This window comes from Tenacibaculum aquaeponti (genome assembly GCF_057221555.1).
The window spans coordinates 235504-259345 of sequence record NZ_CM170147.1; the positions used below are offsets into that span (position 1 = coordinate 235504).

Consider the following 23842-nt stretch of genomic DNA (forward strand, 5'->3'; position numbering starts at 1 on the left):
AAAAACATCTTTTTAAAAATGTTTTTATTATGTAATATTTAATGTTTAACCGAAAACGTTATATTATTTTCAAATATGAATGAAAATTTGTAAATTCGCCAGACTTAAAATTATAAACATTTACTGTGTAATTTACGTTTGTAAGCAGATTATAAAAATCGAGTCTTATTAATAAAATTTACAGAGGACAATAAACTAGAATAGTCTTGCAGATGATATGCAACTATACAAACGACATTGTTACAATTAACTATGGCAAAGTAAGATTAGGTGTAAATAACTAATTGATAAAATTGCCTTTAACATTGAAAAGATTTTTCTATTATGAACTACCAAGATTACCTAAAAGAGATTGAAGAAAGAAAAGAGCTAGGTTTACATCCTAAGCCAATTGATGGCAGCGAATTACTTAGTGAAATTATCTCACAAATTAAAGATGTAAATAACGAGCACAGAAAAGAGTCTCTTAATTTCTTTATTTATAATACATTACCAGGTACAACAAGTGCAGCTGGTGTAAAAGCAAAGTTTTTAAAAGAGATTATCCTTGGAGAATCTATAGTAGAGGAGATTACACCTACTTTTGCTTTTGAACAGTTATCACATATGAAAGGAGGTCCTTCAATTGAAGTACTTTTAGATTTAGCATTAGGAAACGATTTAAGCATTGCTGAAGAAGCTGCAAAAGTTTTAAAAACACAAGTATTCTTATATGAGGCAGATACTGAGCGTTTAGAGAATGCTATGAAAAATGGTAATAGTTTAGCTAAAGATATTATCGAAAGCTATGCTAAAGCGGAATTCTTTACTAAATTACCAGAGGTTGATGAAGAAATTCAAGTTGTAACTTATATAGCAGGAGTTGGAGATATCTCTACAGATTTACTTTCTCCAGGTGCAGATGCACACTCAAGATCAGATCGTGAATTACACGGTCAATCTATGTTCGAGCATAATAAAGATATGCAGAACGAATTATTAGCATTACAAAAGCAACACCCAGATAAGCGTGTAATGTTAATAGCAGAAAAAGGAACAATGGGAGTTGGTTCTTCTCGTATGTCAGGTGTAAATAACGTGGCTTTATGGACAGGTATTCCTTCTAGTCCATATGTACCTTTTATCAATATTGCACCAGTAATTGCTGGAACAAATGGTATTGCTCCAATCTTCTTAACTACAGTTGGTGTTACTGGAGGTATTGGAATCGACCTTAAAAACTGGGTGAAGCAAAAAGATGAAAATGGAAATACTATTGTAGACAAAGATGGTGATCCAATCTTAAAAGAAGTTTATTCAGTTAAAACAGGTACAGTTTTAACAATCAATACTAAAGAAAAGAAATTATACAACGGAAATACTGAATTAAAAGATATTTCTACTGCGTTAACTCCTCAAAAAATGGAGTTTATTAAAGCAGGAGGTTCTTATGCTGTTGTTTTCGGTAAAAAATTACAAACTTTTGCATGTAAAGCATTAGGTATTGATGTGCCTCAAGTATATGCTCCTTCTAAAGAAATTTCTATCGAAGGTCAAGGATTAACTGCAGTAGAGAAAATTTTCAATAGAAACGCTGTAGGAAATACTCCAGGAGTTACGTTACATGCAGGTTCTAATACTCGTGTAGAAGTAAATATTGTTGGATCTCAGGATACTACAGGTTTAATGACTTCTCAAGAGTTAGAAATGATGGCAGCTACTGTAATTTCTCCAATCGTGGATGCTGGGTATCAATCTGGATGTCACACAGCTTCTGTATGGGATGATAAATCTAAGGCTAATATTCCAAGATTAATGAAGTTTATGAATGACTTCGGTTTAATTACTGGTCGTGACCCTAAAGGAGTTTACCATGCAATGACTGATGTAATTCACAAAGTATTAAATGACATAGCAGTTGATGATTGGGATGTTATTATCGGTGGAGATTCTCACACAAGAATGGCAAAAGGTGTTGCTTTCGGAGCAGATTCTGGAACAGTAGCTTTAGCATTAGCAACAGGTGAAGCGACAATGCCAATTCCTGAGTCAGTTAAAGTGACCTTCAAAGGAGATATGGTTCCATATATGGATTTCCGTGATGTAGTACATGCTACACAACAACAAATGTTAGATCAATTTGAAGGCGAAAATGTTTTCCAAGGAAGAATTATTGAAGTTCACATTGGTACATTAACTTCTGATCAAGCATTTACATTTACAGATTGGACTGCTGAAATGAAAGCTAAAGCTTCTATTTGTATTTCTGAAGATGAAACATTAATAGAATCATTAGTAATTTCTAGAGATCGTATTCAAATTATGATCGATAAAGGAATGGATAATGAAAAGCAAGTATTACAAGGTTTAGTTGATAAAGCTAACAACCGTATTGCTGAATTAGAATCAGGAAGCAGACCAGCTTTAAGACCAGATGCGGATGCTAAATATTATGCTGAAGTTGTTATTGACTTAGACAAGATTGTTGAGCCAATGATTGCCGATCCAGATGTAAATAACGAAGATGTTTCTAAGCGTTATACACACGATAACATTCAACCTTTATCTTTCTATGGAGGAACTAAGAAAGTTGATTTAGGTTTTGTAGGATCTTGTATGATTCACAAAGGAGATATGAAGATTTTAGCTCAAATGTTAAAGAATATCGAAGCTCAGCAAGGTGAAGTTAAATTTAACGCACCTTTAGTTGTAGCTCCTCCAACATATAACATTGTTGATGAGTTAAAAGCAGAAGGTGACTGGGATGTTTTAGCTAAGTATTCTGGGTTTGTGTTTGATGATGATGCTCCAAAAGCAGCAGCTCGTACAAAGTATGAAAATGTATTATATTTAGAGCGTCCTGGATGTAACCTTTGTATGGGGAACCAAGAAAAAGCAGAGCCAGGAGATACTGTAATGGCAACTTCTACTCGTTTATTCCAAGGTCGTGTTGTTAGAGATTCACAAGAGAAAAAAGGAGAATCATTATTATCATCAACTCCTGTAGTTGTGTTATCTTCAATTTTAGGAAGAACCCCAACATTAGAAGAATATCAAGCAGCTGTTGAAGGTATTGTGTTAACTAAATTCAAGCCATCACAAAAGCTATTAGTTGTTTAATTAACAACTTTTATATCATATTATAGAGCCCAAGTTTTACTTGGGCTTTTTTTATTTCAATACCTTATTTAAACTCATTATAATTAAAATAGGTTACGAATTTCTATTACGTTTTTTTGGTAAATTAGTCTACAAACTAAAACTTATAGTTCATGGCTTTCGATATTAATATGATAAAAGAGGTTTACGCTAAAGTAGTTGAAAGAGTAGATGCTGCTCGAAAGATTACAGGTAAACCGTTAACATTAGCAGAAAAAATATTATATACACACCTTTGGGATGGTAATCCATCTAAAGCTTTTCAAAGAGGTAAAGATTATGTAGATTTTGCACCAGATAGAGTGGCATGTCAAGATGCAACAGCTCAAATGGCGTTACTACAATTCATGCAGGCAGGTAAAGATAAAGTAGCTGTTCCAACTACTGTACACTGTGATCATTTAATTCAAGCAAAAGAAGGAGCAAGTACAGATTTGCAAAATGCATTAAACATAAGTAATGAAGTATTTAATTTCTTAGAATCAGTTTCAAATAAATACGGAATTGGTTTCTGGAAACCAGGAGCAGGAATTATTCACCAAGTAGTTTTAGAAAATTATGCATTTCCTGGAGGAATGATGATAGGTACAGATTCACACACTGTAAATGCTGGTGGATTAGGAATGGTTGCTATTGGAGTTGGTGGAGCTGATGCCGTTGATGTTATGGCGGGTATGCCTTGGGAATTAAAGTTTCCTAAATTAATAGGAGTAAAATTAACTGGAAAATTATCTGGTTGGACTGCTCCTAAAGATGTGATTTTAAAAGTAGCAGAAATTTTAACTGTAAAAGGAGGAACTGATGCTATTGTAGAATACTTCGGACCAGGAGCGACAGGAATGTCTTGTACTGGTAAAGGAACAATTTGTAATATGGGGGCAGAAATTGGAGCAACAACTTCTACTTTTGGTTACGACGATTCTATGGAACGTTATTTACGTGCTACAGATAGAGCAGATGTTGCTGATGCAGCAAATGAAATAAAAGATTATTTAACTGCTGATGCAGAAGTTTATGCAAATCCTGAACAATATTTCGATCAAGTAATAGAAATTAATTTATCTGAATTACAACCATTATTAAATGGACCTTTTACACCTGATTTATCTACGCCAGCTGGACCTGAAATGACAGAAAAAGCAAATACTAATGATTGGCCTTTAAAAGTTGAATGGGGATTAATTGGGTCTTGTACAAATTCATCTTATGAAGATTTATCTCGTGCTTCTTCAATAGCACAGCAAGCGTTAGATAAAGGATTAAAAACTAAAGCGGAATTTGGAATTAATCCTGGTTCAGAACAAGTTCGTTACACAGCTGAACGTGATGGTATCTTACAAGTTTTTGAAAAACTTGATGCTAAAATTTTCACTAATGCTTGTGGACCATGTATCGGACAATGGGGGCGTTATGAAGATCCAAAAAATGCACCTAAGAACAGTATTGTACATTCTTTCAATAGAAACTTTGCTAAACGAGCAGATGGAAATCCAAATACGCATGCTTTTGTAGCTTCACCTGAATTAGTTGCAGCAATTGCAATTGCTGGGAGATTAGATTTTAATCCAATTACAGATACATTAATAAATGAAAATGGTGAAGAAGTTAAGCTTGATGAACCAACAGGATGGGAATTACCTCCAAAAGGTTTTGAAGTTAAAGAGAATGGATATTTAGAACCAGTTGCCGACGGAAGCGGAGTAGAAGTAATTGTAAATCCAAATTCTGAGCGTTTAGAATTATTAACACCATTTACACCTATCGGAAGCGAAATTAAAGGAGCCAAACTTTTAATTAAAGCTTTTGGTAAATGTACAACTGATCACATTTCTATGGCAGGTCCATGGTTACGTTATAGAGGACATTTAGATAATATATCAAACAACTGTTTAATTGGGGCAGTAAATGCGTTTAATAAACAAACAAATTTTGTAAAAAGCCAGATTAACGGTGAGTATGATGCCGTACCAGCAACGCAAAGAGCTTATAAAGCAGCAGGTATTCCTACTGTAGTTGTTGGAGATCATAATTATGGAGAAGGTTCTTCTCGTGAGCATGCCGCAATGGAACCACGTCATTTAGGTGTAGTAGCAGTCATTGTTAAATCATTTGCTCGTATCCATGAAACAAACCTAAAAAAGCAAGGAATGTTAGGTTTAACTTTTGCTAATGAATTAGATTATGATTTAATTCAAGAAGATGATACATTTAATTTTTTAGATTTAAATGAATTTGCTTCAGGAAAACAATTAACAATTGAGGTTGTGCATTCCGATGGTTCAAAAGACGAAATAAAAGTAAACCATACTTATAATGAAGGTCAAATAGAATGGTATAAAGAAGGTTCTGCTCTAAATTTAATAAAAAAACAAAACGCTTAAAATATATTTACTTTTTTTGATATTAAATTAACTCCTGAATAAAAAGTCAGGAGTTTTTTGTAAGTAAGAGTATGGTTATCGACTAAAAGGCTATAATTAACTAAAATCTAATTAATAATGAAAAAACTAATTTTAGGAGCACTTGCTTTGGCTTTTACATTAACGTTTACTGGGTGTAACGATGATGAAGACGTAACAATAACAGAGGCAGGAACTTTAACTGGTGGACCATTTTCTTTTTTAGTAGATGGTATAGCAGATAATGTGTCTGGAATTTCTGTTGGAGGAAATACTGTAGGAACTAACACATCTTTTATTATAACTGATGAAGCTGGAATGATTTTAGGATTACCAGGAGACATTGCCGCTTTGGAAGGCGTAAATTTCGATGGAGCAGGAGCAGGAAAATGTTTTATATGGTTTATTGCCTATGAGAACGGTTTAGAAGGTTTAGAAATGGGTAAAAATGCCAATAACCTTTCAGGTAATTATGATTTATCTAATAATATAGAAGTTGATAGAATACAAGGAGCTAGTTTATCACTTAATTTTACAGGTTTAGAAAATTTAGGAAATGATTATAAGTATGAAGGTTGGATAATTGTGAATGGAGCTCCAGTTACTACAGGTGTTTTTACAGTTGATGATTCGGGAACTTTGTCTCAAACAGAGTTTTATGTTAAAAAATCTGACTTAGATGCTGCAACAGCATTTGTTTTATCGATTGAACCAGCTGTTGATCCAGATCCAGCTCCAGCTGCAACTAAATTGTTGTCAGGAGATTTTTCAGGAAGTTCTGCTAATGTTACTTCTACAGGTGTTGTAGCTGATTTTAGCGGTTCAACAGGTAAGTATATTTTAGCAACACCTACAGACACTGATGATACAAATGAATATAGCGGAATTTGGTTTTTAGATAATTCAGGAATGTCTCCTGTTGCAGGATTAAATTTACCAACTTTACCGGCAGGATGGAAATATGAAGGATGGGTAGTTATTAATGGAACACCAATTAGTACAGGAACATTTACAGATGTATCTAATGCTGATGACAATGCAGCAACTTCACCATTTAAAGGAACTTCTAATAACGGACCTTCTTATCCAGGTGAGGATTATGTTATGGGAAGTGTTGGAAGTATTACTTTTCCTATTGATTTAAGAGGAAATACAGTTGTTATTTCTGTTGAACCAAGTCCAGATAATAGTTCAGCACCATTTACCTTAAAGCCTTTGGCACAAGGTATTCCAGCAATGGCGATGGACCATTCAGTACTAAATATTGGAGCAGGACCAGTTCAAGTAATTTCTGGTACAGTAACAAGATAAAACATCATTAAATTATAATGAATTAAAGTGCAGTTTTAACTGCACTTTTTTATTTTTATGTCATGAAAGAAATTCTCAATTCTATATCAAAAACTAGTTTGAAAGTGATAGATACTAGTTTAGCTATATCCGATTACACAGCTGTTTCTATATCAACAAAAAATACTGATTTAAGTACTTTTGATGTCAGTTCTTCTGAAGAATGGTCTGTTTACTTAGAGAAATTTTTAAAAGAGAAAAAAGCAAAAGTAGCTTTTGGTGGGTATTTTGAAAAAAGAGATATTTATAAAAGAAGTGCTTACTTCAATTCTTCCGAAGACAATGAGCGAAATATTCATTTAGGAATTGATTTATGGTGTGATGCAGGAACAAAAGTCCTTGCAGTTTTAGATGGAGAAATACATAGTTTTAAAAATAATTTGAATCATGGAGATTATGGGCCAACAATAATTATTAAGCATCAAATTAAAGGTATAGAATTTTATAGTTTATATGGTCATTTATCTTTAGATTCATCAGAAAATATTGAAGTTGGACAAAGAGTAACTCAAGAAGAAATTATTGGGTATTTAGGAGATAATATAGTAAATGGTGATTATGCACCGCATTTACATTTTCAATTAATTATAGATATGCAAGGTAAGCAAGGAGATTATCCTGGGGTTTGTTCAAAAGAAGATGTAGATTTTTATCAACAAAATTGTCCAAATCCAAATTTACTATTAAAATTGCCAAATGAAATATAGACAGCTAACAAAAGAACAGTTCGAAAGTTTGCATGAAGAATTTTCAAAGTTTTTAGCAACACAGGGAGTAGATTTTAATGAGTGGAAAAAAATTAAAGAAAACCAACCTTCTTTAGCAGAAAATGAATTGAATTTATTTAGTGATATTGTTTGGGAAAATGTATTAAATAGAACTGAGTATCTAGAACATTTTTCTAAAAATACGATTAATCTTTTTAAGTGTAAAGAAGAAAAAATATCCAGAATTGTAATTAAAGTTCATAAAGAAGTTGATTTATTGACTCAAAATGATTATAATTGGTTACTGGAAAATTATGATACTGAAGACGTAGAGTTATTTAACGGAACAAAAACGTATTCTTTAGAGAGAAACGTAGAAGTATTTGATTTAATAGAAAAAGGAAGTACCATAAGTAAAGGAGATTTGTATAATTTTTTTGAAAAAATTATAAGTTAATTATCAACAATTACAATTTTGGTCTAACTTTTGTTTATTTTTGAGTAAAAACACAATCTATCAAAATGAAGAAATTAGTATTAGCATTATTTTTAGGTTTATTAACTTTTACTGTTAAAGCACAAGAAGTTGAAACAATCTTAACTTCAGGAAAATGGTTCATTGAATCTATTCAAGAAAAAGGCGAAGAACCTGAATTAGCATCGAATAAAACCGATGAATGGTTAGTATTTTCTAAAGATGGAAAAGTTGAGGAGAATCATTTTGGTGATTCTAAAACCTTTTCATGGACTTACGATAAGAGTAAGAAAATGATTAAACTTTCTGGAGATGAAACAATTTTCCACAGAGTTATTGAAATTTCTGAAAGTAAACTTATCATCGAGTTAGTAGAAGATCTTGAGAACTCAGACGACAATTTAATGATTACTTACGTTAAGTAATTCTAATAATTTTTTTGTCCCCAAAGAAGCTACGTCTTTAATAATTGTTAAATTGTTAAAGGCGTTTTTATTTACCATAGGTTTAGGATCAATGAAATATATAGGTGTACTTTCTTTAATAAAATTGATTAAACTTGCTGCAGGGTAAACTTGCATAGAGGTTCCAATGATAACTAAAACATCTGCTTGTTCAACAATTTCAACAGCTTTTGGTATCATAGGTACATCTTCACCAAACCATACGATGTAAGGACGCAATTGAGAGCCATCTTTAGCTTTATCTCCAATATTTATATCTTTAACCCATTCACAAATAAAATTATCTGTAAGGGAGCTTTTTGCTTTTAAAAGCTCTCCATGCAAATGAATAATATGTGAGCTTTTAGCTCGCTCATGTAAATCATCTACATTTTGTGTAATGATATGTACTTCAAATTTATCTTCTAACTTTTTCAGATTATAATGAGCTTCATTAGGTGAAACATCAAATAGTTGTCTTCTTCTTTGATTGTAAAAATCTAAAACCAATTCAGGATTATTTCTAAAACCTTGTGGTGAAGCTACTTCCATAATATCATGACCTTCCCATAATCCATCAGCATCTCTAAAAGTATTTATTCCGCTTTCTGCGCTAATTCCAGCTCCTGTAAGTACAACTAATTTTTTCATGTTTCTAAAGTAATAATTTTTATAAGTTTGCGGTATGATAGATGAAGAATTATTACAATATTTAGAAGGTTACGTTACAGACAATAGAAAGCAAACGTTTAAAGAAGTATTAGATAATAGAACTAAACATTTTACTGTTGTTTTAGAGAATGTTTTTCAACCACATAATGCAAGTGCGGTAGTAAGAAGTTGTGATATTTTCGGAATTCAAGATGTATATACTGTAGAGAATAGCTATGTAAATAAAGTTTCTAGGAAAATAGCTAAAGGGAGTCAAAAATGGTTAGATTTTCATCGATTTAAATCTCAAAATAATAACACTCAAGAATGTTACGAAGATTTAAAAAGTAAAGGATATCAAATTATTGCAACAACACCACATAACGATTCCTGTTATTTATCTGATTTTGATATTACCAAAAAATCTGCTTTTGTTTTTGGAGTAGAAAGAGAAGGTGTGTCTGAGTTTATGATGGAGAATGCAGATGGTTATTTAAAAATTCCAATGGTAGGCTTTACAGAGAGTTTAAATATATCTGTAGCAGCAGCTATTATACTTCAAGATGTAACAACTCGATTAAGAAAATCAAATGTAAATTGGAAATTAACAAAAGAAGAACGACTAGTTATTTATTCAGAGTGGATTGAAAAATCAATTAAGAATGTAGATAAGTTCAAAAAATTTTATTTGGAAAATAAATAATTAAATGTTCACTAATTTTGGATTTATTATATTATAATTTTTTCTATATTATCTACATTCTTAATTGATTTTATGAGCTTCTTTGAAAAGAAATGCTATAAGTTTTATTAATTTCCATTGAAGAATTTATTTAAACTGTTTGAATCCAGATATTGAAATACAATTCAAATTTTCTTCTTGAAATTTTGATGTAATTAAAGTGATTTTATCAATGTGTTTTTCTTTGATTTCAATAACATTTAGTTTCACAATCCTACGGTAAATTAATGAAATCTACTTTAGTGTGATGCTTATTCCCTAATTCGTTTATAGCTAAGGTTTTAAATTGATAAGGAGCACAACACGAAGTAGAAATGATAATAATTTTAGTTTTGTTTTTTATTTCATTATTAATAGAAAGAGTATCTCCGATTAATGTTACAAAATTATAATTACTAAAATTTTTCCAACTAAATTTTCATCTTAAATGGCTTGAGAAAAAAACTAGATTATTAAAATAATAGAAAAGCTACAATGAATACTTTTTTTCATAAGTGCTTCAGAATATTTAAGATTTAAATATAAGATTATTGTTTTATTATTTTTTTCGATTTTTTCCCATCAATAGATAAAAAGTACATACCTGTATTTAGCTTACTAATATCAATCTTTTGATTTGAAATATTTCCTTTTAAAACGATCTTACCACTTAGATCATTAATAATATATTTCTTGTATTTATCACTAGATATATTAATGAAATCCTTTGTAGGATTAGGATATAAAATACTTGTATCTTTATCAAACTTATCAGTATTAAGTCTATTTAAATTTACTCTCCATACACCATGACCAAATTGTTGAGCCATGTATAAATAATTATCATGAAATTCTAATCCCCAAACAGGGTTAGCAAGATTGTCAACAATCACTTCAGGAATAGGATTAATATCATTTATATTTATTTTTGAAACTTTATTACCATTATCATTTGTTGAAAAATACAAATCATCTCCAACAAATAACAGTCCTAAAACTCCTCTAACAGCAATAACTTCATTTATAGTAGGATTAGAAACAGTAAGATCTATTTTTGATATTTTTCTATCAGTAGCTTGAACAAAGTACAATTCATTATTATGAATTTTGAGATCAACTAAATTACCTAAACCACTTAGTACTTCAACAGGAGGAGTATCCAAGTCTAATAAATTATACTTAATAATTTTACCACCATTGTAATAAGCAGCATACAAATCATTATTATATATAGCAGTACTAACTAAAAATGTATCAGAAGCTATTTCTTTTAATTTAGTAGAAGTATTATTGGTTATATCAAATACAGTCAAAGTATTAATTCCCGGTACATAAAGAATATTACCAACTTTTTTAAAAAAGCCAGGGAATCTAATATCATTAATAAATTCATTTAGTGTAGGAGTTGTTTCTTTTAAATTTACTCTGTAAATTTTTTGTTTTCCAACCGATCCTATTAATAAATCATCTCCTTTAACTAATAACCCAACTGGATTACTTTGGAAGCCAGTTGAAATAAAAAAGTCTGCTTGTGCATTTGAATTCAGATAAATAATGAAAAGAATAATGTGTAAAACGTAGTTTTTTCTCATAACATTCAATTTTGTTTAATTATTTAGTTTTAAAAAGGCTTAAATACAGGGAAATATAGCTTAGTAAAAATTAATCATAGCAATATTAAATTTTAAGCGGTGCAAATATAAATATTAATCTATAATAAACTTTATAATAAAAAAACTTATTTAGTTTAATAACAAGCTTATGGCCAAATAAAGAAAATTTTATGAATTAATTTTCAAAGTTTAAGTTTTCAGGTTTTTTCTAACTTTTCTCTTCCAGTTATTTTAGTTATTTCTATTTTTACTTCAACTTTTGAATGATCTAACTATAATTTTAACTTTTTACTTAGAAGTCTTCAGAAGAACAACTTTGTATTAAAATACTTAATTCAAAAGCATGTAACTTTTTCGAATTTGATAGGTTACTCAAACTTAGTTGTTAAAAAATCATACACCATTTCTTTGGTAATATGTTTCCCGTTAGCTAACTCTTTAATTTTTGTAAAAGGAAAAACATAAGTACAACCATTACTATACTCTGAGCAGCCATAAGCAGATTTACCTTTTAAAATAGTACCTTTTTTACATTTAGGACAGGTAATTTTATCAGGAACAGCTTTTGCTTTTTCTGTACCACTTTGTTTAGGTTCTAACTTTAAATTGAAATGATCATCAAAGCGAACTAAACCTTCTACTTTTCCGTGTTCAGTTTTCCAACCTTTTAAATTCGTAGTACATCCTTTATCAAGTAATCGAATTAATTGACTTTCAGAAATATTTTTCTCTAAGAAAGAGAATGGGAGTTTAAAACCACAACCGTTTTTATAATTCGAACATCCGTAAGCAGAACTACCTTTTAACAAGTTTCCTTTTTTACATTTCGGACATTCTTTTCCAACTACTGTCTTTTTAGTAGTTGTTTTCTTTTTTGTTTTTTTCGCAGTCGCATTTTCTGTATTATTTTCTGCAGAAAGTCGAACAGTTTTTTTACTAGAACGAACTTCATAAACTAATTGATCTACCATTTGTTTCATTTGTTTAATAAATGTACTTGCATGGTAATCTCCACGTTCAATTTCTTTTAAACGCTTTTCCCAAAGTCCAGTAAGTTCAGCAGATTTTAAAAGTTCATTATCAATTAATTGAATTAAATCTATACCAGTTTTAGTTGGTAGAATTAATTTTTTCTGACGTTCAATATATTTACGTTTAAAAAGTGTTTCTATAATACTTGCACGTGTAGATGGACGACCAATTCCATTTTCTTTCATTAACTCTCGCATTTCATCATCGTCTACTTGTTTACCAGCAGTTTCCATAGCGCGTAATAAACTTGCTTCTGTATAATTTCTTGGAGGTTTGGTTTCCTTTTCTAAGAAACTTGGTTCATGCGTACCTTTTTCTCCTTCTTCAAAATTAGGAAGTAAACTTTGATCTGAAGTTATTTTTTTAGGCTCTTCATTGAATTCAAAAACAACACGCCACCCTTTAGTTAAAATCTCTTTTCCGGTAGTTTTAAAAGATACATCATCGGCTTTACCAATAACGGCTGTATTGGCAATATCACTATCAGGATAAAAAACAGCTATAAAACGACGAACAATAATATCATAAACTTGTTGCTGATTGTATTGTAAATTCGTTTGAACTCCAGTAGGAATTATAGCGTGGTGATCTGTGACTTTTTTATCATTAAAAACACGAGACGATTTCTTAATTTTCTTACCTAATAAAGGCTGAGCTATTTCAGCATAATTAGTTAAATTTTTAAGAATACCAGCAACTTTAGGATATATATCATTTGGTAAGAAAGTAGTATCAACCCTTGGATAAGTAACTACTTTCATTTCATATAGTTTCTGAACAATTTTTAAGGTTTCATCAGCTGAAAATCCAAATTTATTATTGCAGTAAACTTGTAATCCAGTTAAATCGAAAAGTTTAGGAGCATAATCTTTTCCTTTTTTCTTTTTTACAGAAACAATTTCAAAATCCGATTCTTTTACTTTATCTGCGAATTTTTGTCCATCTTCTTTCTTTAAAAAACGACCTTCTTCACAATTAAAGAGTGTATCTCTATAAGTAGTTTGAAGTTCCCAATAGGGTTGAGGCTTAAAATTTTCAATTTCTAAATGACGATTAACTAACATCGCTAGGGTTGGAGTTTGAACTCTTCCTATTGAAAGTACTTGTTTGTAGCCACCAAATTTAACAGTATATAAACGTGTAGCATTCAATCCTAATAACCAATCTCCAATTGCTCTAGAATAACCAGCGTAGTATAAATTGTTATAATCTTCTTCTTTTTTAAGGTTATTGAAACCTTCTTTTATAGCTTCTTCTGTTAATGAAGAAATCCATAATCGTTCTACTTTTCCTTTGTAATCAGCTTGGTTAATTACCCAGCGTTGTATTAATTCTCCTTCTTGCCCTGCATCTCCACAATTAATAACCACATCGGCTTTTTCAAATAGTGATTTAACAATATTAAATTGTTTTTGGATTCCAGAATCAGCTGTGACTTTGGTTCCAAATTTCTCTGGAAGCATGGGTAAATTGTTCAAATCCCAGCTTTTCCAGTGAGGTTTATAGTCTTTTGGTTCTAAAAGTGTACATAAATGACCAAAAGTATAGGTAACGGCATAACCGTTTCCTTCAAAATATCCATCATGTTTGGTGTTGGCTCCCAAAATGTTAGCGATTTCTCTTGCCACACTAGGTTTCTCAGCGATACAAACTTTCATTATTCATTTTTAATCGCCGAAAAATAGTAAAATTGATATAATAATTCTATTTTTAGGCGTTATTAAAGTAATTAATAAAAATACGAATCCCTAAAATTAGAAGAATTATGAGAAAAGCTTTATTGTTATTATTGTTAGTTGTTTCAGGATCTGTGTATTCACAAATCGAATTTATTGAAACAAGCCAAAGTGAAGTTGTAGGAAAAATTAGTTATGTGTATTTAGAGAAGGTTGGTGAAAATGATTACAATTTTTTCTTTAAAAACATTAATGCAATCGGCCATGAATATGTAAGCTTTAGTTTTAAAAATATAGATAACGATATAGATAAATTATATAATGGATTAATGGCAGGTTTTCAAAGCGTACCAAGAGATCCGTTAAAAATGAAAGCAAACGGACAAATTGTTTGGTTAAAGTATTCTAGAGAAGATGGAGAAGCTTTCTTACAAATTCAAATGACTAGTGGAGATAATCCTGTAGATGTTGAAGAAAATGTAAAAGTATCTAGATTATTAACTGCTGAAGATGTCACAAAGTTATTCAAGAAATAAGTAATAGCTTAAGAAAATAAAAAAGCGTTTCTAAAATTAGAAACGCTTTTTTATTTATGAATTCAAAAAAGACTTTAATTCTTCGTAAGTACTAATTTGAATAGATTCTTTCTTTTTTGTTATGATTTCTTGAATTTCTTCTGGGATAGGAATTTTTTGAGATAATGTTTCCTCAACCACATCTAAAAATTTTACAGGATGTGCAGTTTCTAAAAACACACCAAACTCTTTCTCTTGTAAACCATAAGTTTCTAAACCTAAATAACCAACAGCACCGTGAGGATCTGCTACATAATTAGATGTTTTGTAAATTCTTTTCATTGCATCTTTAGTAAGATCATCTGAAAATGAAAAAGAAGAGAATCTAGTTTTTAAATCTTGAAAATCGTTATTAAATAACTTTTGAATTCTAATAAAATTACTCGGATTTCCAACATCCATTGCATTAGATATTGTAGCTTTAGAAGCTTTAGGTTCGTATTTCCCTGCTTTCATAAATTGAGGAACAGTATCATTTACATTTGTAGCAGCGATAAAATGTTTAATGGGTAAACCTAATTTTTGAGCCATCATACCAGCGCAAATGTTTCCGAAATTTCCACTTGGTACAGAAAAAACAATATCTGCATGTTGTTTGTATAGTTGTTTGTAAGCAAAGAAATAATAAAACATTTGCGGTAACCAACGTGCTACATTTATAGAATTTGCAGAGGTTAATTGTCGTGTAATACCTTCATCTAAAAAAGCAGATTTAACCATGTCTTGGCAATCATCAAAAACTCCATGAACTTCTAAAGCAGTAATGTTTTTACCTAAAGTAGTTAATTGTTTTTCTTGAATTTCACTGACTTTACCACTAGGATATAATATAACAACATCAACACCATTTACACCTAAGAAACCATTAGCAACTGCCCCTCCAGTATCTCCAGATGTTGCAACTAGAACAGTTACTTTATCTGGGTTTTGAGAATTAAAGTAACCTAAACACCTAGCCATAAATCTAGCACCAACATCTTTAAAAGCTAGAGTAGGGCCATGAAATAATTCCAGAGTTCCAATGTTTTCTTCTAAAGAAACAACAGGAAAATCAAAATCAATAGTCTCTGAAACGATTTTTTGTAAAGTTTCTTTAGGAATTTCATTTCCAACAAACTGTTTAATTGCTTCAAAAGCAATTTCTTCATTAGAATATTGATCAATATTAGTAATGAACTCTTTAGATAAAGGTTGAATTTCTTCGGGGAAATATAAACCTCTATCAGGAGCTAATCCTTGTATTACAGCTTCACTAAAAGAAACAGATTTAGCATTATTATTTAAACTATAGTATTTCATGATTAATTAGATTCTAATATGGTTACTCCTTGTGTGTTTATTTTTGATAACACCATGGTATAATCGATACCAGTTTTTTGATATAATTCATCTATTTGTTGATGTACTTTTTTAGCTGTTTCTTCCCCTTTACAAAGTGCAAAAATTGTTGGTCCAGAGCCTGATATACTAGCACCTAAAGCACCGTGTTTTAAAGCTGTTTTTTTAACCTCATCGAAATACGGGATTAAATGTTTTCTTGCAGGTTCAACAATAATATCTTTAAGAGAATTAGTTATAGATTCATAATTATTAGTATATAAACCACTAATTAAACCACCTACATTAGCCCATTGTGTTACAGCCTTTTTTAAAGATATTTCTTCTGGAAGAACTTCTCTAGCATCTTTAGTTTTTACTTCTACCTGAGGATGAATTGCAACTAAAATTAATTCTGAAGGTACAGGGATTTTAATAATATTTAAAGGATAATACTGTTGTACCAATATAAAACCACCATAAATTGCTGCTGCGACATTATCGGCGATAGGAGTACCACAAGCTATCTGCTCTCCTAGCATAGCGAATTTAGTTAGCTCCAATTGGGTAAAAGGCTTTCCTAATAGTTCATTAACAGCAAAAGCAGCACCAGCAGAACTAGCAGCACTACTTCCTAATCCACTACCTGGAGCATATCCTTTATGAATTTCAATTTCCAAACCAAAATCAACAGGATGTTTTTCAAACATGGATAAAGCAACTCCACTAGCAGCATTTTTATCTGTTTCATAAGGTAAGTTAGCACCAGTAATTTTTGTTATTTTAATTCCTTTCTCTTCGGTTTTTGTAAATGTCATTGTATCTCCAATATCATTAACTGCAAAACCTAAACAATCAAAACCGCAAGAGACATTGGCTACTGTAGCTGGTGAAAATATCTTAATTTGATTCATGTCGTACTTTTTTAATTATTACCAACTCTAATTACATCAGCGAAAATACCTGAAGCTGTTACATCTGCACCAGCACCAGCACCTTTAATTTGTAGCGGCTGAATAGGATAACGATCTGTAAAAAACAGTACAATATTGTCGCTTCCTTCTAAATTATAAAAAGGGTGATCTTGTGGAATATGTTGTAAACCAACTTTAGCTTTACCATCTATAAATTCAGCGACATATTTTAATTTACAATTTTCATTATTTGCTTTAGTATAAATTTCTTGAAAATGAGATTCAAATTTTGTTAAGCTTTCATAAAAATCTTTATTGTTTGAAGTATCTAAGCTTTCTTGCGGTAAAAATGATTGATTTTCTATATCTGATAATTCTAGTTCATAACCACTTTCTCTTGCTAAAATTAAAATTTTTCTAGCAACATCTACACCACTTAAATCAATTTTAGGATCAGGTTCTGTATACCCTTCTTTTTGAGCTTGTTCTACAATATCATGAAAAGTATTAGTATTATTAAAATTGTTGAAAACAAAGTTTAAACTACCAGATAAAACAGCTTGTATTTTATGAACACGATCACCTGAAGCGATAAGGTTTTTTAAAGTATCAATAATAGGTAAACCAGCTCCAACATTAGTTTCAAATAAGAAAGGAGCGTTAAATTGTTTAGAAACTTTTTTTAGTGTCTTATAATTGTTTAATTCAGAAGCACAAGCAATTTTGTTACAAGTAACTACTGCAATATTGTTTTCTAAATACTGTTGATACATTTCTGAAACATTTTTATTAGCAGTATTATCAACGAATACACTGTTTCTTAAGTTTAACCCTTTAGCTTTTTCATGAAAAATATCTAAGCTAGTAGTTTCTCCCTTATTTAAAAGTAAATCTTTCCAATGTCGTAAATCGATTCCTTGTTCATCGAAATACATTTTTTTAGAATTTGAAAGGCCTATAACTCTTACATTGAGTTTAAGTTGTTCTTGTAAATATTCTTTTTGTTGTTGTAATTGTGCTAAGAATCGATTTCCGACATTACCTACACCAGTAACGAAAAGATTTAATTGTTTGGTTTGATCTCCAAAGAATTGTTCATGTAATGTGTTCAATGCTTTTTTAGCATCTGAACTTTTTATCACAGCAGATATATTTTTTTCAGAAGCACCTTGCGCAATAGCTCTTATGTTTACATTATTTTTTCCTAAAGCACTAAACATTTTTCCACTTAATCCTTGATGATTTTTCATATTATCTCCAACTAAAGCTAATATGCTTAAACCTTTTTCAGTATGTATAGGATCTATTTTTTTTAGATTAATTTCTATGTTAAATTTTTTACTGATACTAGTTACTGCTTTTTCAGCATCTTCTTCTAAAACCCCAACACAAATTGTATGTTCAGACGAAGCTTGTGTTATTAATATTACATTTATATTATCTTCAGATAAAGCTTCAAATAAACGTTTAGAAACTCCAGAGATACCAATCATTCCACTACCTTCAATGGTTAGTAAAGCAATATTTTCTATATAACTAATTCCTTTAACCGATGAATTTTTGTTAGTATTTAATGTGATTAATGTACCTTCATCTTTAGGAGCATTTGTGTTTTTTATTACCAGTGGAATTCTCATTTCTCTTACAGGTTGAATTGTAGGAGGGTAGATAACTTTAGCTCCAAAATGAGACATTTCCATTGCTTCTTGATAGGATATATGACGGATAGGTTTTGCTTGTTTTACAATAGATGGATTTGCAGTGAACATACCACTAACATCTGTCCAAATTTGTAATTCTTCCGCATGTACTGCTGCAGCATAAATTGAGGCAGTATAATCTGAACCACCACGTCCCAAAGTAGTTGTTTGGCCATTGTAACATTTAGCAATAAAACCTGGTAATACTACAACTTGAAATTTATTGTTGTTAAAATAAGAAGAACAATTACTATAAGTTGTTTCGAAATCTACTTGAGCTTTTAAATAATTATCATCTGTAATTATTAATTCCTGGCTGTCTTTATAAGTTGCATTTAATCTTTCTTTAGCTGCCTCAGATATAATATATGAAGATAAGCGTTCTCCGAAACTACTTATAATAGCTTTAGCTTTAGGAGAAAGTTCTTCCAATAAATAACAGCCTTTATATAAGGTTTTTAATTGATTGAATAATTCATTTGTACGTTCTATAACATTGTTAGAATTATTACTAATTAAATTTTCAATAGTTTTTAAATGGTGTTGTTCTACTTGATTAATTAAGTTCAAATAACTGTCATCTTTATTTTTTGCAAGTTGAGCACTTTTTAATAAAGTATCTGTAGTTTTACCAAACGCAGAAACTACTATTGCTAATTGATCTTCTTTTGATTTTTCTTCAATGATGTTCAAAACCTTTTTTATGTTTTGATAATCTTTAACTGATGAACCTCCGAATTTTAGGACTTTCATTTTAAGTGAATTAAGGTAAAATGATTATTTTGTGTGATTTATTTTTAGTCTTTTTTTAAAAAAAGACTTACCCCGAGAATTATATGTAGAAAAACAACCCCAAAAGGGTCGTAATAATTGTAGAAATAATCGTGTAAGCGAATCCAAACGTAGTAGTTACGTCTTTAAGAACATGAATATTTATTTTATCCGCTTTCACGCCGATAAAAGTACTATTAATTTTTTAATAAAAAAATGGAGATATATTTTAATCCATAAAAATTTACATATAATCTTTAGGAAAAGAAAAGGAGTTGTTTGTTAAAGTATCAATTTGATAAAATAAACTGCTTTTAAGTAGATATATTGTAATTCTATGTCGATTTATATTTGTAATAATTTTGTATATCATAAAAATGATGTTTTCTAAAAAAATTAATGATTCCATTCATTTTTGATATAATTAAGAGCTTCAATTAGAGCTTTTTTACTCGATTTAGGAGTGAAATTTAATTCAGATTTGGCTTTATTGATGTCATAATCTTGTTTTAAACCATAAAACATATCAATATATTCTTTTTGTAATAGAGGTTCTTTTCCCGTTATTAAACTTCCAGTTTTCATAAAAAAGGCAATTATATAAAGTAATGGTTTCGGTATTTTTGGGGGAGTTTTTAACTTTAATTCAGGAAATGTTTTAGCAGCTATAGCTACACTTTCTTGAATAGAGGTATGTGTTTCATTCGCTAGAATATATCGTTCACCATTTCTTCCTTTTTTCATGGCAGAATAAGCTCCTAAAGCAACATCTTTAACATCAATCCAGTTTAAAGTAATATTTGTATCAGCAATCATTTCACCATCTAAAATCTGTTTTACTAATCGATTGGAGTAACTTAATTGATGAGCTTTACTACCAATCATAGCTGATGGTAAAATAAGTACAGTTCTAATATTAAATTTTTTGCCCAACTCTAAAGCTAATTTATCCGAATCATTTTTAGAATTGTAATACCAATTTCTTCGATCTGTATTATAGCCATTGCTTTCTTTTGCTGGAAGTTTAGTAAAATCCAATGAAGCTACAGAACTCACATAAACAATATTTTTTACGCCGCTTTCATTAGCTGCTTCAAACAGTTTTCTTGTGCCCTCTACATTGTTATCATAGATGTCTTTTTTTGGATTTTTTGACCACATTTTAAAAGACGCAGCTACAGCATATATATTCGTAACTCCATAAAATGCTTTTATCATAGCGTTTTTATCCATAATATCAACAGGCAAAGTTTTGCATCCTAATTCAGATAAAATTTTTCGGTTTTTAGGATTTCTATATGTTGCAATTACGTTTTCACCTTTTTCTAAAAGTATTTTACATAGATTATAACCTAAATGTCCGTTAGCACCAGTTACTAAAGAGATTTCATTCATAATTTTAAAGTTTGGACCAAAATTGATCTTTTAAAATGATGAAAAAAATGACAAATGTTAGAAAACTTGTTTTCGTATTCTACTTAATGAAGATGGTTCTATACCTAAATAAGAAGATAAATCACTTATTGATACTTTTTGAATTAAGGTAGGAGAGTTGTTTAGAAGCTTTAAATAGCGTTCTTTAGCATTTAATGTTTGAAAATCTTGTAAGCGTTCCATTTTGCAGGATAAAGATTCTTGAAGAATTTTATTTAAAGTAGTTTGAAATGTTAGAGATTTATGTTTAAATACTTGAAAATCTTCATAACCTATTTTTAATACTTCTATGTCTGTTATAGCTTGATAATTTTCGTTAGTGTTTTCTTTACTCATAAAACTATCAAAGTCTGTAAAAAAGTTATTTGGTTCTATAAGGTGTTGAATAACGATTTTTTCCTTTTCATATTCAAAACCCTTTACGATCCCTTTTATTAAAAAAAATATATAATTCACTCTTTTTTGGGAAGTAATAATAAATTCTCCTTTACTAAATTTTTCATAAATGAAGCCGTTTTCTATATAATATAAATCAGAATTGCTTAATTTTGCATAGCTATTAATATAGTTTTTTAGCTGTATCATTTATAGATTTAAATTAATTACTACTAAAAAAACCGCAATGTAAATTGCGGTTTTTTGTTTTTAAAAGTAAAAATTACTTTTTATTATTTTTAAACTTATCGAATTTACTTTCAGTTTTCTTAGGCCAACTATTGTTAGAAGTATCAATATCTGCAGTCTCTAAATCAGGATCTACTACAATACTTTTAACTTCTTTAGTTGATGTAAATACTCTATAAGCTTTAGTGTCATCTCTTCTCCAAATTTGAGCAGGAAATTGTTCACGTTTTTTAGTACCATCAGCATATGTTAATTCTACAATTAAAGGTAAAACTAAGCCTCCAGGTTTTTCGAATTCAACTTGATACATATACTTAGGTATTTCTTTTAGTTTAGCTTTTTTATCAGCTGGTAAACCTTTTATATAATTCTCTAATTCGCTTGGATCAGCCTCTGCTTTTTCAGTAGTTATATGAATTAATTTTCCTAATGATGCAAAATAACCTGGATATTGTTTTTGTAATTGTTTAGTTCTTTCGCTAGGCTTGTTAGTTAAGTATAATGGCTTAACTTCTTTAATTCCTATGTCACAGTAATCTGTAGTATAGAACCAACCTCTCCAGAACCAATCTAAATCCATACCTGAAGCGTCTTCCATAGTTCTAAAGAAGTCAGCAGGAGTAGGGTGCTTAAACATCCAGCGTTGAGAATATGTTCTAAAAGCATAATCGAATAACTCTGGTCCCATAATTGTTTGTCTTAACATGTATAAACCAGCAGCAGGTTTTGTATAAGCATTTGGACCAAAATTTTTCACATAATCTCCTTGAGACATAATTGGAGATAAATTTTCTTGATCGTAGCTCATGTAACGAACAATATCTTTAGGTAAGTTATTTGTATTAAAATTAGGATCATAATCTAATTCAGCTAAGATTTCTACAAACGAGTTAATACCTTCATCCATCCAAGTCCATTGGCGCTCATCTGAATTTACAATCATAGGGAAGAAATTGTGCCCAACCTCATGAGTAATTACACCAATCATTCCATTTTTAGTTCTGTCTGAATAAGTTCCGTCAGGATTTGGACGACCATAGTTAAAACAAATCATAGGATATTCCATACCTTGTCTGTCAGCATGAACAGAAATTGCTTTAGAATAAGGATAATCAAAAGTTAATTTAGAATATTCTTCTAAAGTGTTAGCAACTACTCTTGTAGAATGCTCTTCCCATAAAGGATTTCCTTCTTTAGGATATAAAGAAACTGCCATAACAGTTTTCCCGTTAATATCAACTGCCATTGCATCCCATATATACTTTCTAGAAGAAGCGAAAGCATAATCACGAACGTTTTTAGCTTTAAAGTGCCAAGTTTTAGTTTTATCAGTACCTTTTTTCTCGTTTTCTTCAGCTTCAGCTTGTGTTACAATGAATACAGGATCTTTAAAAGATTTTCTAGCTTTTTCAAATCTTTTACGTTGCTCTTTAGTAAGAACTTCTTTTTCATTCTGAAGATCTCCAGTAGCATCGACGATATGATCAGCAGGAACAGTAAGTTTTACATCGTAGTCACCAAATTCTAAAGCAAATTCGCTACGGCCCCAGAATTGCATGTTTTGCCATCCTTCAACATTGTTATACACACATAATCTTGGAAAGAATTGAGCTATGGTGTAAGCTTTATTTCCATCTTTGAATTGTTCAAAACCAGATCTACCTCCATCGGTAACAGAATTATTAATTAAATAGTTCCACTTTATTTTAAATTTGAAATTTGCTCCAGGAGCTAGAGGAGTTGGTAAATTAATACGCATCATTGTACGATTAATTGTATGAGATAAATCTCTACCATCTTCATATTTAACGGCTTCGATTTTAAATCCAAAATCTTTTTTAGTTCCCATATTTTTAGTAACAAAATCTTCTGGAGTTTCAAATAAATTAGCACGTGTAGAGTTTGATAATGGAGTTTTAGAATCTGGAGCACGCATGTTCTGATCTAATTGTAACCATAAATATTCTAAATGGTCTTTAGAGTTGTTATAGTAAGTGATTGTTTCATCTCCATATAATTTATTGTTTTTTTCATCTATACGAAGATTCATTACATAGTCAACTTTTTGTTGTGAATATTCGTGTCCTGGTGCACCTGAAGCTGTTCTATTCGAATTAGGTGTGGCTAAAACATCTTTTAATTGGCGAAATTTATTATTATCTACATGACCTTTTTGAGGCTTTTTTTCAGTATCTTTTTTGGTTTCTTGACCATATACTGAGGAAGTGATTAAGATCACAGTAAGTAGTAAAGCTGATAACTTTCTCATTATAAAATTTAGTTGATTTTAAAATAATTTTTT

General features: G+C 30.3%; 17 protein-coding genes. 8 read left to right on the top strand and 9 right to left on the bottom strand.

What is annotated here, in order from left to right:
• Positions 1-324 precede the first annotated feature (324 nt).
• From AC2TEO_RS01120 to AC2TEO_RS01145, 6 genes are all read left to right on the top strand, one after another.
• Positions 325-3099 carry a bifunctional aconitate hydratase 2/2-methylisocitrate dehydratase gene (locus AC2TEO_RS01120; RefSeq protein WP_442266344.1) on the top strand — a complete coding sequence of 925 codons (2775 nt, stop codon included), beginning with the start codon at positions 325-327 and terminating at the stop codon, positions 3097-3099.
• 152 nt (positions 3100-3251) lie between these two features.
• Positions 3252-5519 carry an aconitate hydratase gene (locus AC2TEO_RS01125; RefSeq protein ID WP_442266345.1) on the top strand — a complete coding sequence of 756 codons (2268 nt, stop codon included), beginning with the start codon at positions 3252-3254 and terminating at the stop codon, positions 5517-5519.
• A 117-nt stretch (positions 5520-5636) separates the two neighbouring features.
• Complete coding sequence (locus tag AC2TEO_RS01130) at positions 5637-6848, top strand: anti-sigma factor (RefSeq protein ID WP_442266346.1); 1212 nt, start codon at positions 5637-5639, stop codon at positions 6846-6848.
• A gap of 62 nt (positions 6849-6910) precedes the next feature.
• Complete coding sequence (locus tag AC2TEO_RS01135) at positions 6911-7594, top strand: peptidoglycan DD-metalloendopeptidase family protein (RefSeq protein WP_442266347.1); 684 nt, start codon at positions 6911-6913, stop codon at positions 7592-7594.
• On the top strand, positions 7584-8051 hold the full coding sequence (locus AC2TEO_RS01140; RefSeq protein WP_442266348.1) for a DUF6495 family protein: 468 nt from the start codon (positions 7584-7586) through the stop codon (positions 8049-8051). The genes AC2TEO_RS01135 and AC2TEO_RS01140 overlap by 11 nt, the downstream gene beginning before the upstream one ends.
• A gap of 65 nt (positions 8052-8116) precedes the next feature.
• Positions 8117-8494, top strand: a complete 378-nt coding sequence (locus AC2TEO_RS01145; RefSeq protein ID WP_442266349.1) for a lipocalin family protein — start codon at positions 8117-8119, stop codon at positions 8492-8494.
• Here AC2TEO_RS01145 and AC2TEO_RS01150 read toward each other — a convergent pair.
• Complete coding sequence (locus AC2TEO_RS01150; RefSeq protein WP_442266350.1) at positions 8471-9163, bottom strand: SIR2 family NAD-dependent protein deacylase; 693 nt, start codon at positions 9161-9163, stop codon at positions 8471-8473. The genes AC2TEO_RS01145 and AC2TEO_RS01150 overlap by 24 nt on opposite strands.
• A gap of 34 nt (positions 9164-9197) precedes the next feature.
• On the opposite strand from AC2TEO_RS01150, the gene AC2TEO_RS01155 reads away from it, so the two are divergent.
• Positions 9198-9866, top strand: a complete 669-nt coding sequence (locus tag AC2TEO_RS01155; protein WP_442266351.1) for a TrmH family RNA methyltransferase — start codon at positions 9198-9200, stop codon at positions 9864-9866.
• A gap of 566 nt (positions 9867-10432) precedes the next feature.
• Here the strand turns inward: AC2TEO_RS01155 and AC2TEO_RS01160 are convergent.
• Positions 10433-11476: a T9SS type A sorting domain-containing protein gene (locus AC2TEO_RS01160; protein WP_442266352.1), complete on the bottom strand. Its 1044-nt coding sequence runs from the start codon at positions 11474-11476 to the stop codon at positions 10433-10435.
• A 389-nt stretch (positions 11477-11865) separates the two neighbouring features.
• On the bottom strand, positions 11866-14187 hold the full coding sequence (locus tag AC2TEO_RS01165) for a DNA topoisomerase 3 (RefSeq protein ID WP_442266353.1): 2322 nt from the start codon (positions 14185-14187) through the stop codon (positions 11866-11868).
• Positions 14188-14294: 107 nt separating this feature from the next.
• Between AC2TEO_RS01165 and AC2TEO_RS01170 the strand changes: the two genes are divergently transcribed.
• Positions 14295-14741 (top strand): hypothetical protein, encoded by a 447-nt coding sequence (locus tag AC2TEO_RS01170; protein WP_442266354.1) that lies wholly within the window; start codon positions 14295-14297, stop codon positions 14739-14741.
• 54 nt (positions 14742-14795) lie between these two features.
• On the opposite strand, the gene thrC is transcribed toward AC2TEO_RS01170, so the two are convergent.
• The 6 genes from thrC to AC2TEO_RS01200 form a co-directional block, all read right to left on the bottom strand.
• Complete coding sequence (gene thrC, locus AC2TEO_RS01175; RefSeq protein ID WP_442266355.1) at positions 14796-16079, bottom strand: threonine synthase; 1284 nt, start codon at positions 16077-16079, stop codon at positions 14796-14798.
• 2 nt (positions 16080-16081) lie between these two features.
• Complete coding sequence (locus tag AC2TEO_RS01180) at positions 16082-17011, bottom strand: homoserine kinase (protein WP_442266356.1); 930 nt, start codon at positions 17009-17011, stop codon at positions 16082-16084.
• 11 nt (positions 17012-17022) lie between these two features.
• Positions 17023-19464 (bottom strand): bifunctional aspartate kinase/homoserine dehydrogenase I, encoded by a 2442-nt coding sequence (gene thrA, locus AC2TEO_RS01185; RefSeq protein ID WP_442266357.1) that lies wholly within the window; start codon positions 19462-19464, stop codon positions 17023-17025.
• Between the two features lie 414 nt (positions 19465-19878).
• Positions 19879-20877: an NAD-dependent epimerase/dehydratase family protein gene (locus AC2TEO_RS01190; RefSeq protein ID WP_442266358.1), complete on the bottom strand. Its 999-nt coding sequence runs from the start codon at positions 20875-20877 to the stop codon at positions 19879-19881.
• 57 nt (positions 20878-20934) lie between these two features.
• On the bottom strand, positions 20935-21501 hold the full coding sequence (locus tag AC2TEO_RS01195; RefSeq protein WP_442266359.1) for a Crp/Fnr family transcriptional regulator: 567 nt from the start codon (positions 21499-21501) through the stop codon (positions 20935-20937).
• A gap of 73 nt (positions 21502-21574) precedes the next feature.
• Positions 21575-23809: a M1 family metallopeptidase gene (locus AC2TEO_RS01200; protein ID WP_442266360.1), complete on the bottom strand. Its 2235-nt coding sequence runs from the start codon at positions 23807-23809 to the stop codon at positions 21575-21577.
• Between the last annotated feature and the right edge of the window lie 33 nt (positions 23810-23842).

Coding starts and splice junctions, on each gene's coding strand:
- AC2TEO_RS01120 (WP_442266344.1), top strand. CDS start 325: ATGAACTACCAAGATTACCTAAAAGAGATTGAAGAAAGAAAAGAGCTA.
- AC2TEO_RS01125 (WP_442266345.1), top strand. CDS start 3,252: ATGGCTTTCGATATTAATATGATAAAAGAGGTTTACGCTAAAGTAGTT.
- AC2TEO_RS01130 (WP_442266346.1), top strand. CDS start 5,637: ATGAAAAAACTAATTTTAGGAGCACTTGCTTTGGCTTTTACATTAACG.
- AC2TEO_RS01135 (WP_442266347.1), top strand. CDS start 6,911: ATGAAAGAAATTCTCAATTCTATATCAAAAACTAGTTTGAAAGTGATA.
- AC2TEO_RS01140 (WP_442266348.1), top strand. CDS start 7,584: ATGAAATATAGACAGCTAACAAAAGAACAGTTCGAAAGTTTGCATGAA.
- AC2TEO_RS01145 (WP_442266349.1), top strand. CDS start 8,117: ATGAAGAAATTAGTATTAGCATTATTTTTAGGTTTATTAACTTTTACT.
- AC2TEO_RS01150 (WP_442266350.1), bottom strand. CDS start 9,163: ATGAAAAAATTAGTTGTACTTACAGGAGCTGGAATTAGCGCAGAAAGC.
- AC2TEO_RS01155 (WP_442266351.1), top strand. CDS start 9,198: ATGATAGATGAAGAATTATTACAATATTTAGAAGGTTACGTTACAGAC.
- AC2TEO_RS01160 (WP_442266352.1), bottom strand. CDS start 11,476: ATGAGAAAAAACTACGTTTTACACATTATTCTTTTCATTATTTATCTG.
- AC2TEO_RS01165 (WP_442266353.1), bottom strand. CDS start 14,187: ATGAAAGTTTGTATCGCTGAGAAACCTAGTGTGGCAAGAGAAATCGCT.
- AC2TEO_RS01170 (WP_442266354.1), top strand. CDS start 14,295: ATGAGAAAAGCTTTATTGTTATTATTGTTAGTTGTTTCAGGATCTGTG.
- thrC (WP_442266355.1), bottom strand. CDS start 16,079: ATGAAATACTATAGTTTAAATAATAATGCTAAATCTGTTTCTTTTAGT.
- AC2TEO_RS01180 (WP_442266356.1), bottom strand. CDS start 17,011: ATGAATCAAATTAAGATATTTTCACCAGCTACAGTAGCCAATGTCTCT.
- thrA (WP_442266357.1), bottom strand. CDS start 19,464: ATGAAAGTCCTAAAATTCGGAGGTTCATCAGTTAAAGATTATCAAAAC.
- AC2TEO_RS01190 (WP_442266358.1), bottom strand. CDS start 20,877: ATGAATGAAATCTCTTTAGTAACTGGTGCTAACGGACATTTAGGTTAT.
- AC2TEO_RS01195 (WP_442266359.1), bottom strand. CDS start 21,501: ATGATACAGCTAAAAAACTATATTAATAGCTATGCAAAATTAAGCAAT.
- AC2TEO_RS01200 (WP_442266360.1), bottom strand. CDS start 23,809: ATGAGAAAGTTATCAGCTTTACTACTTACTGTGATCTTAATCACTTCC.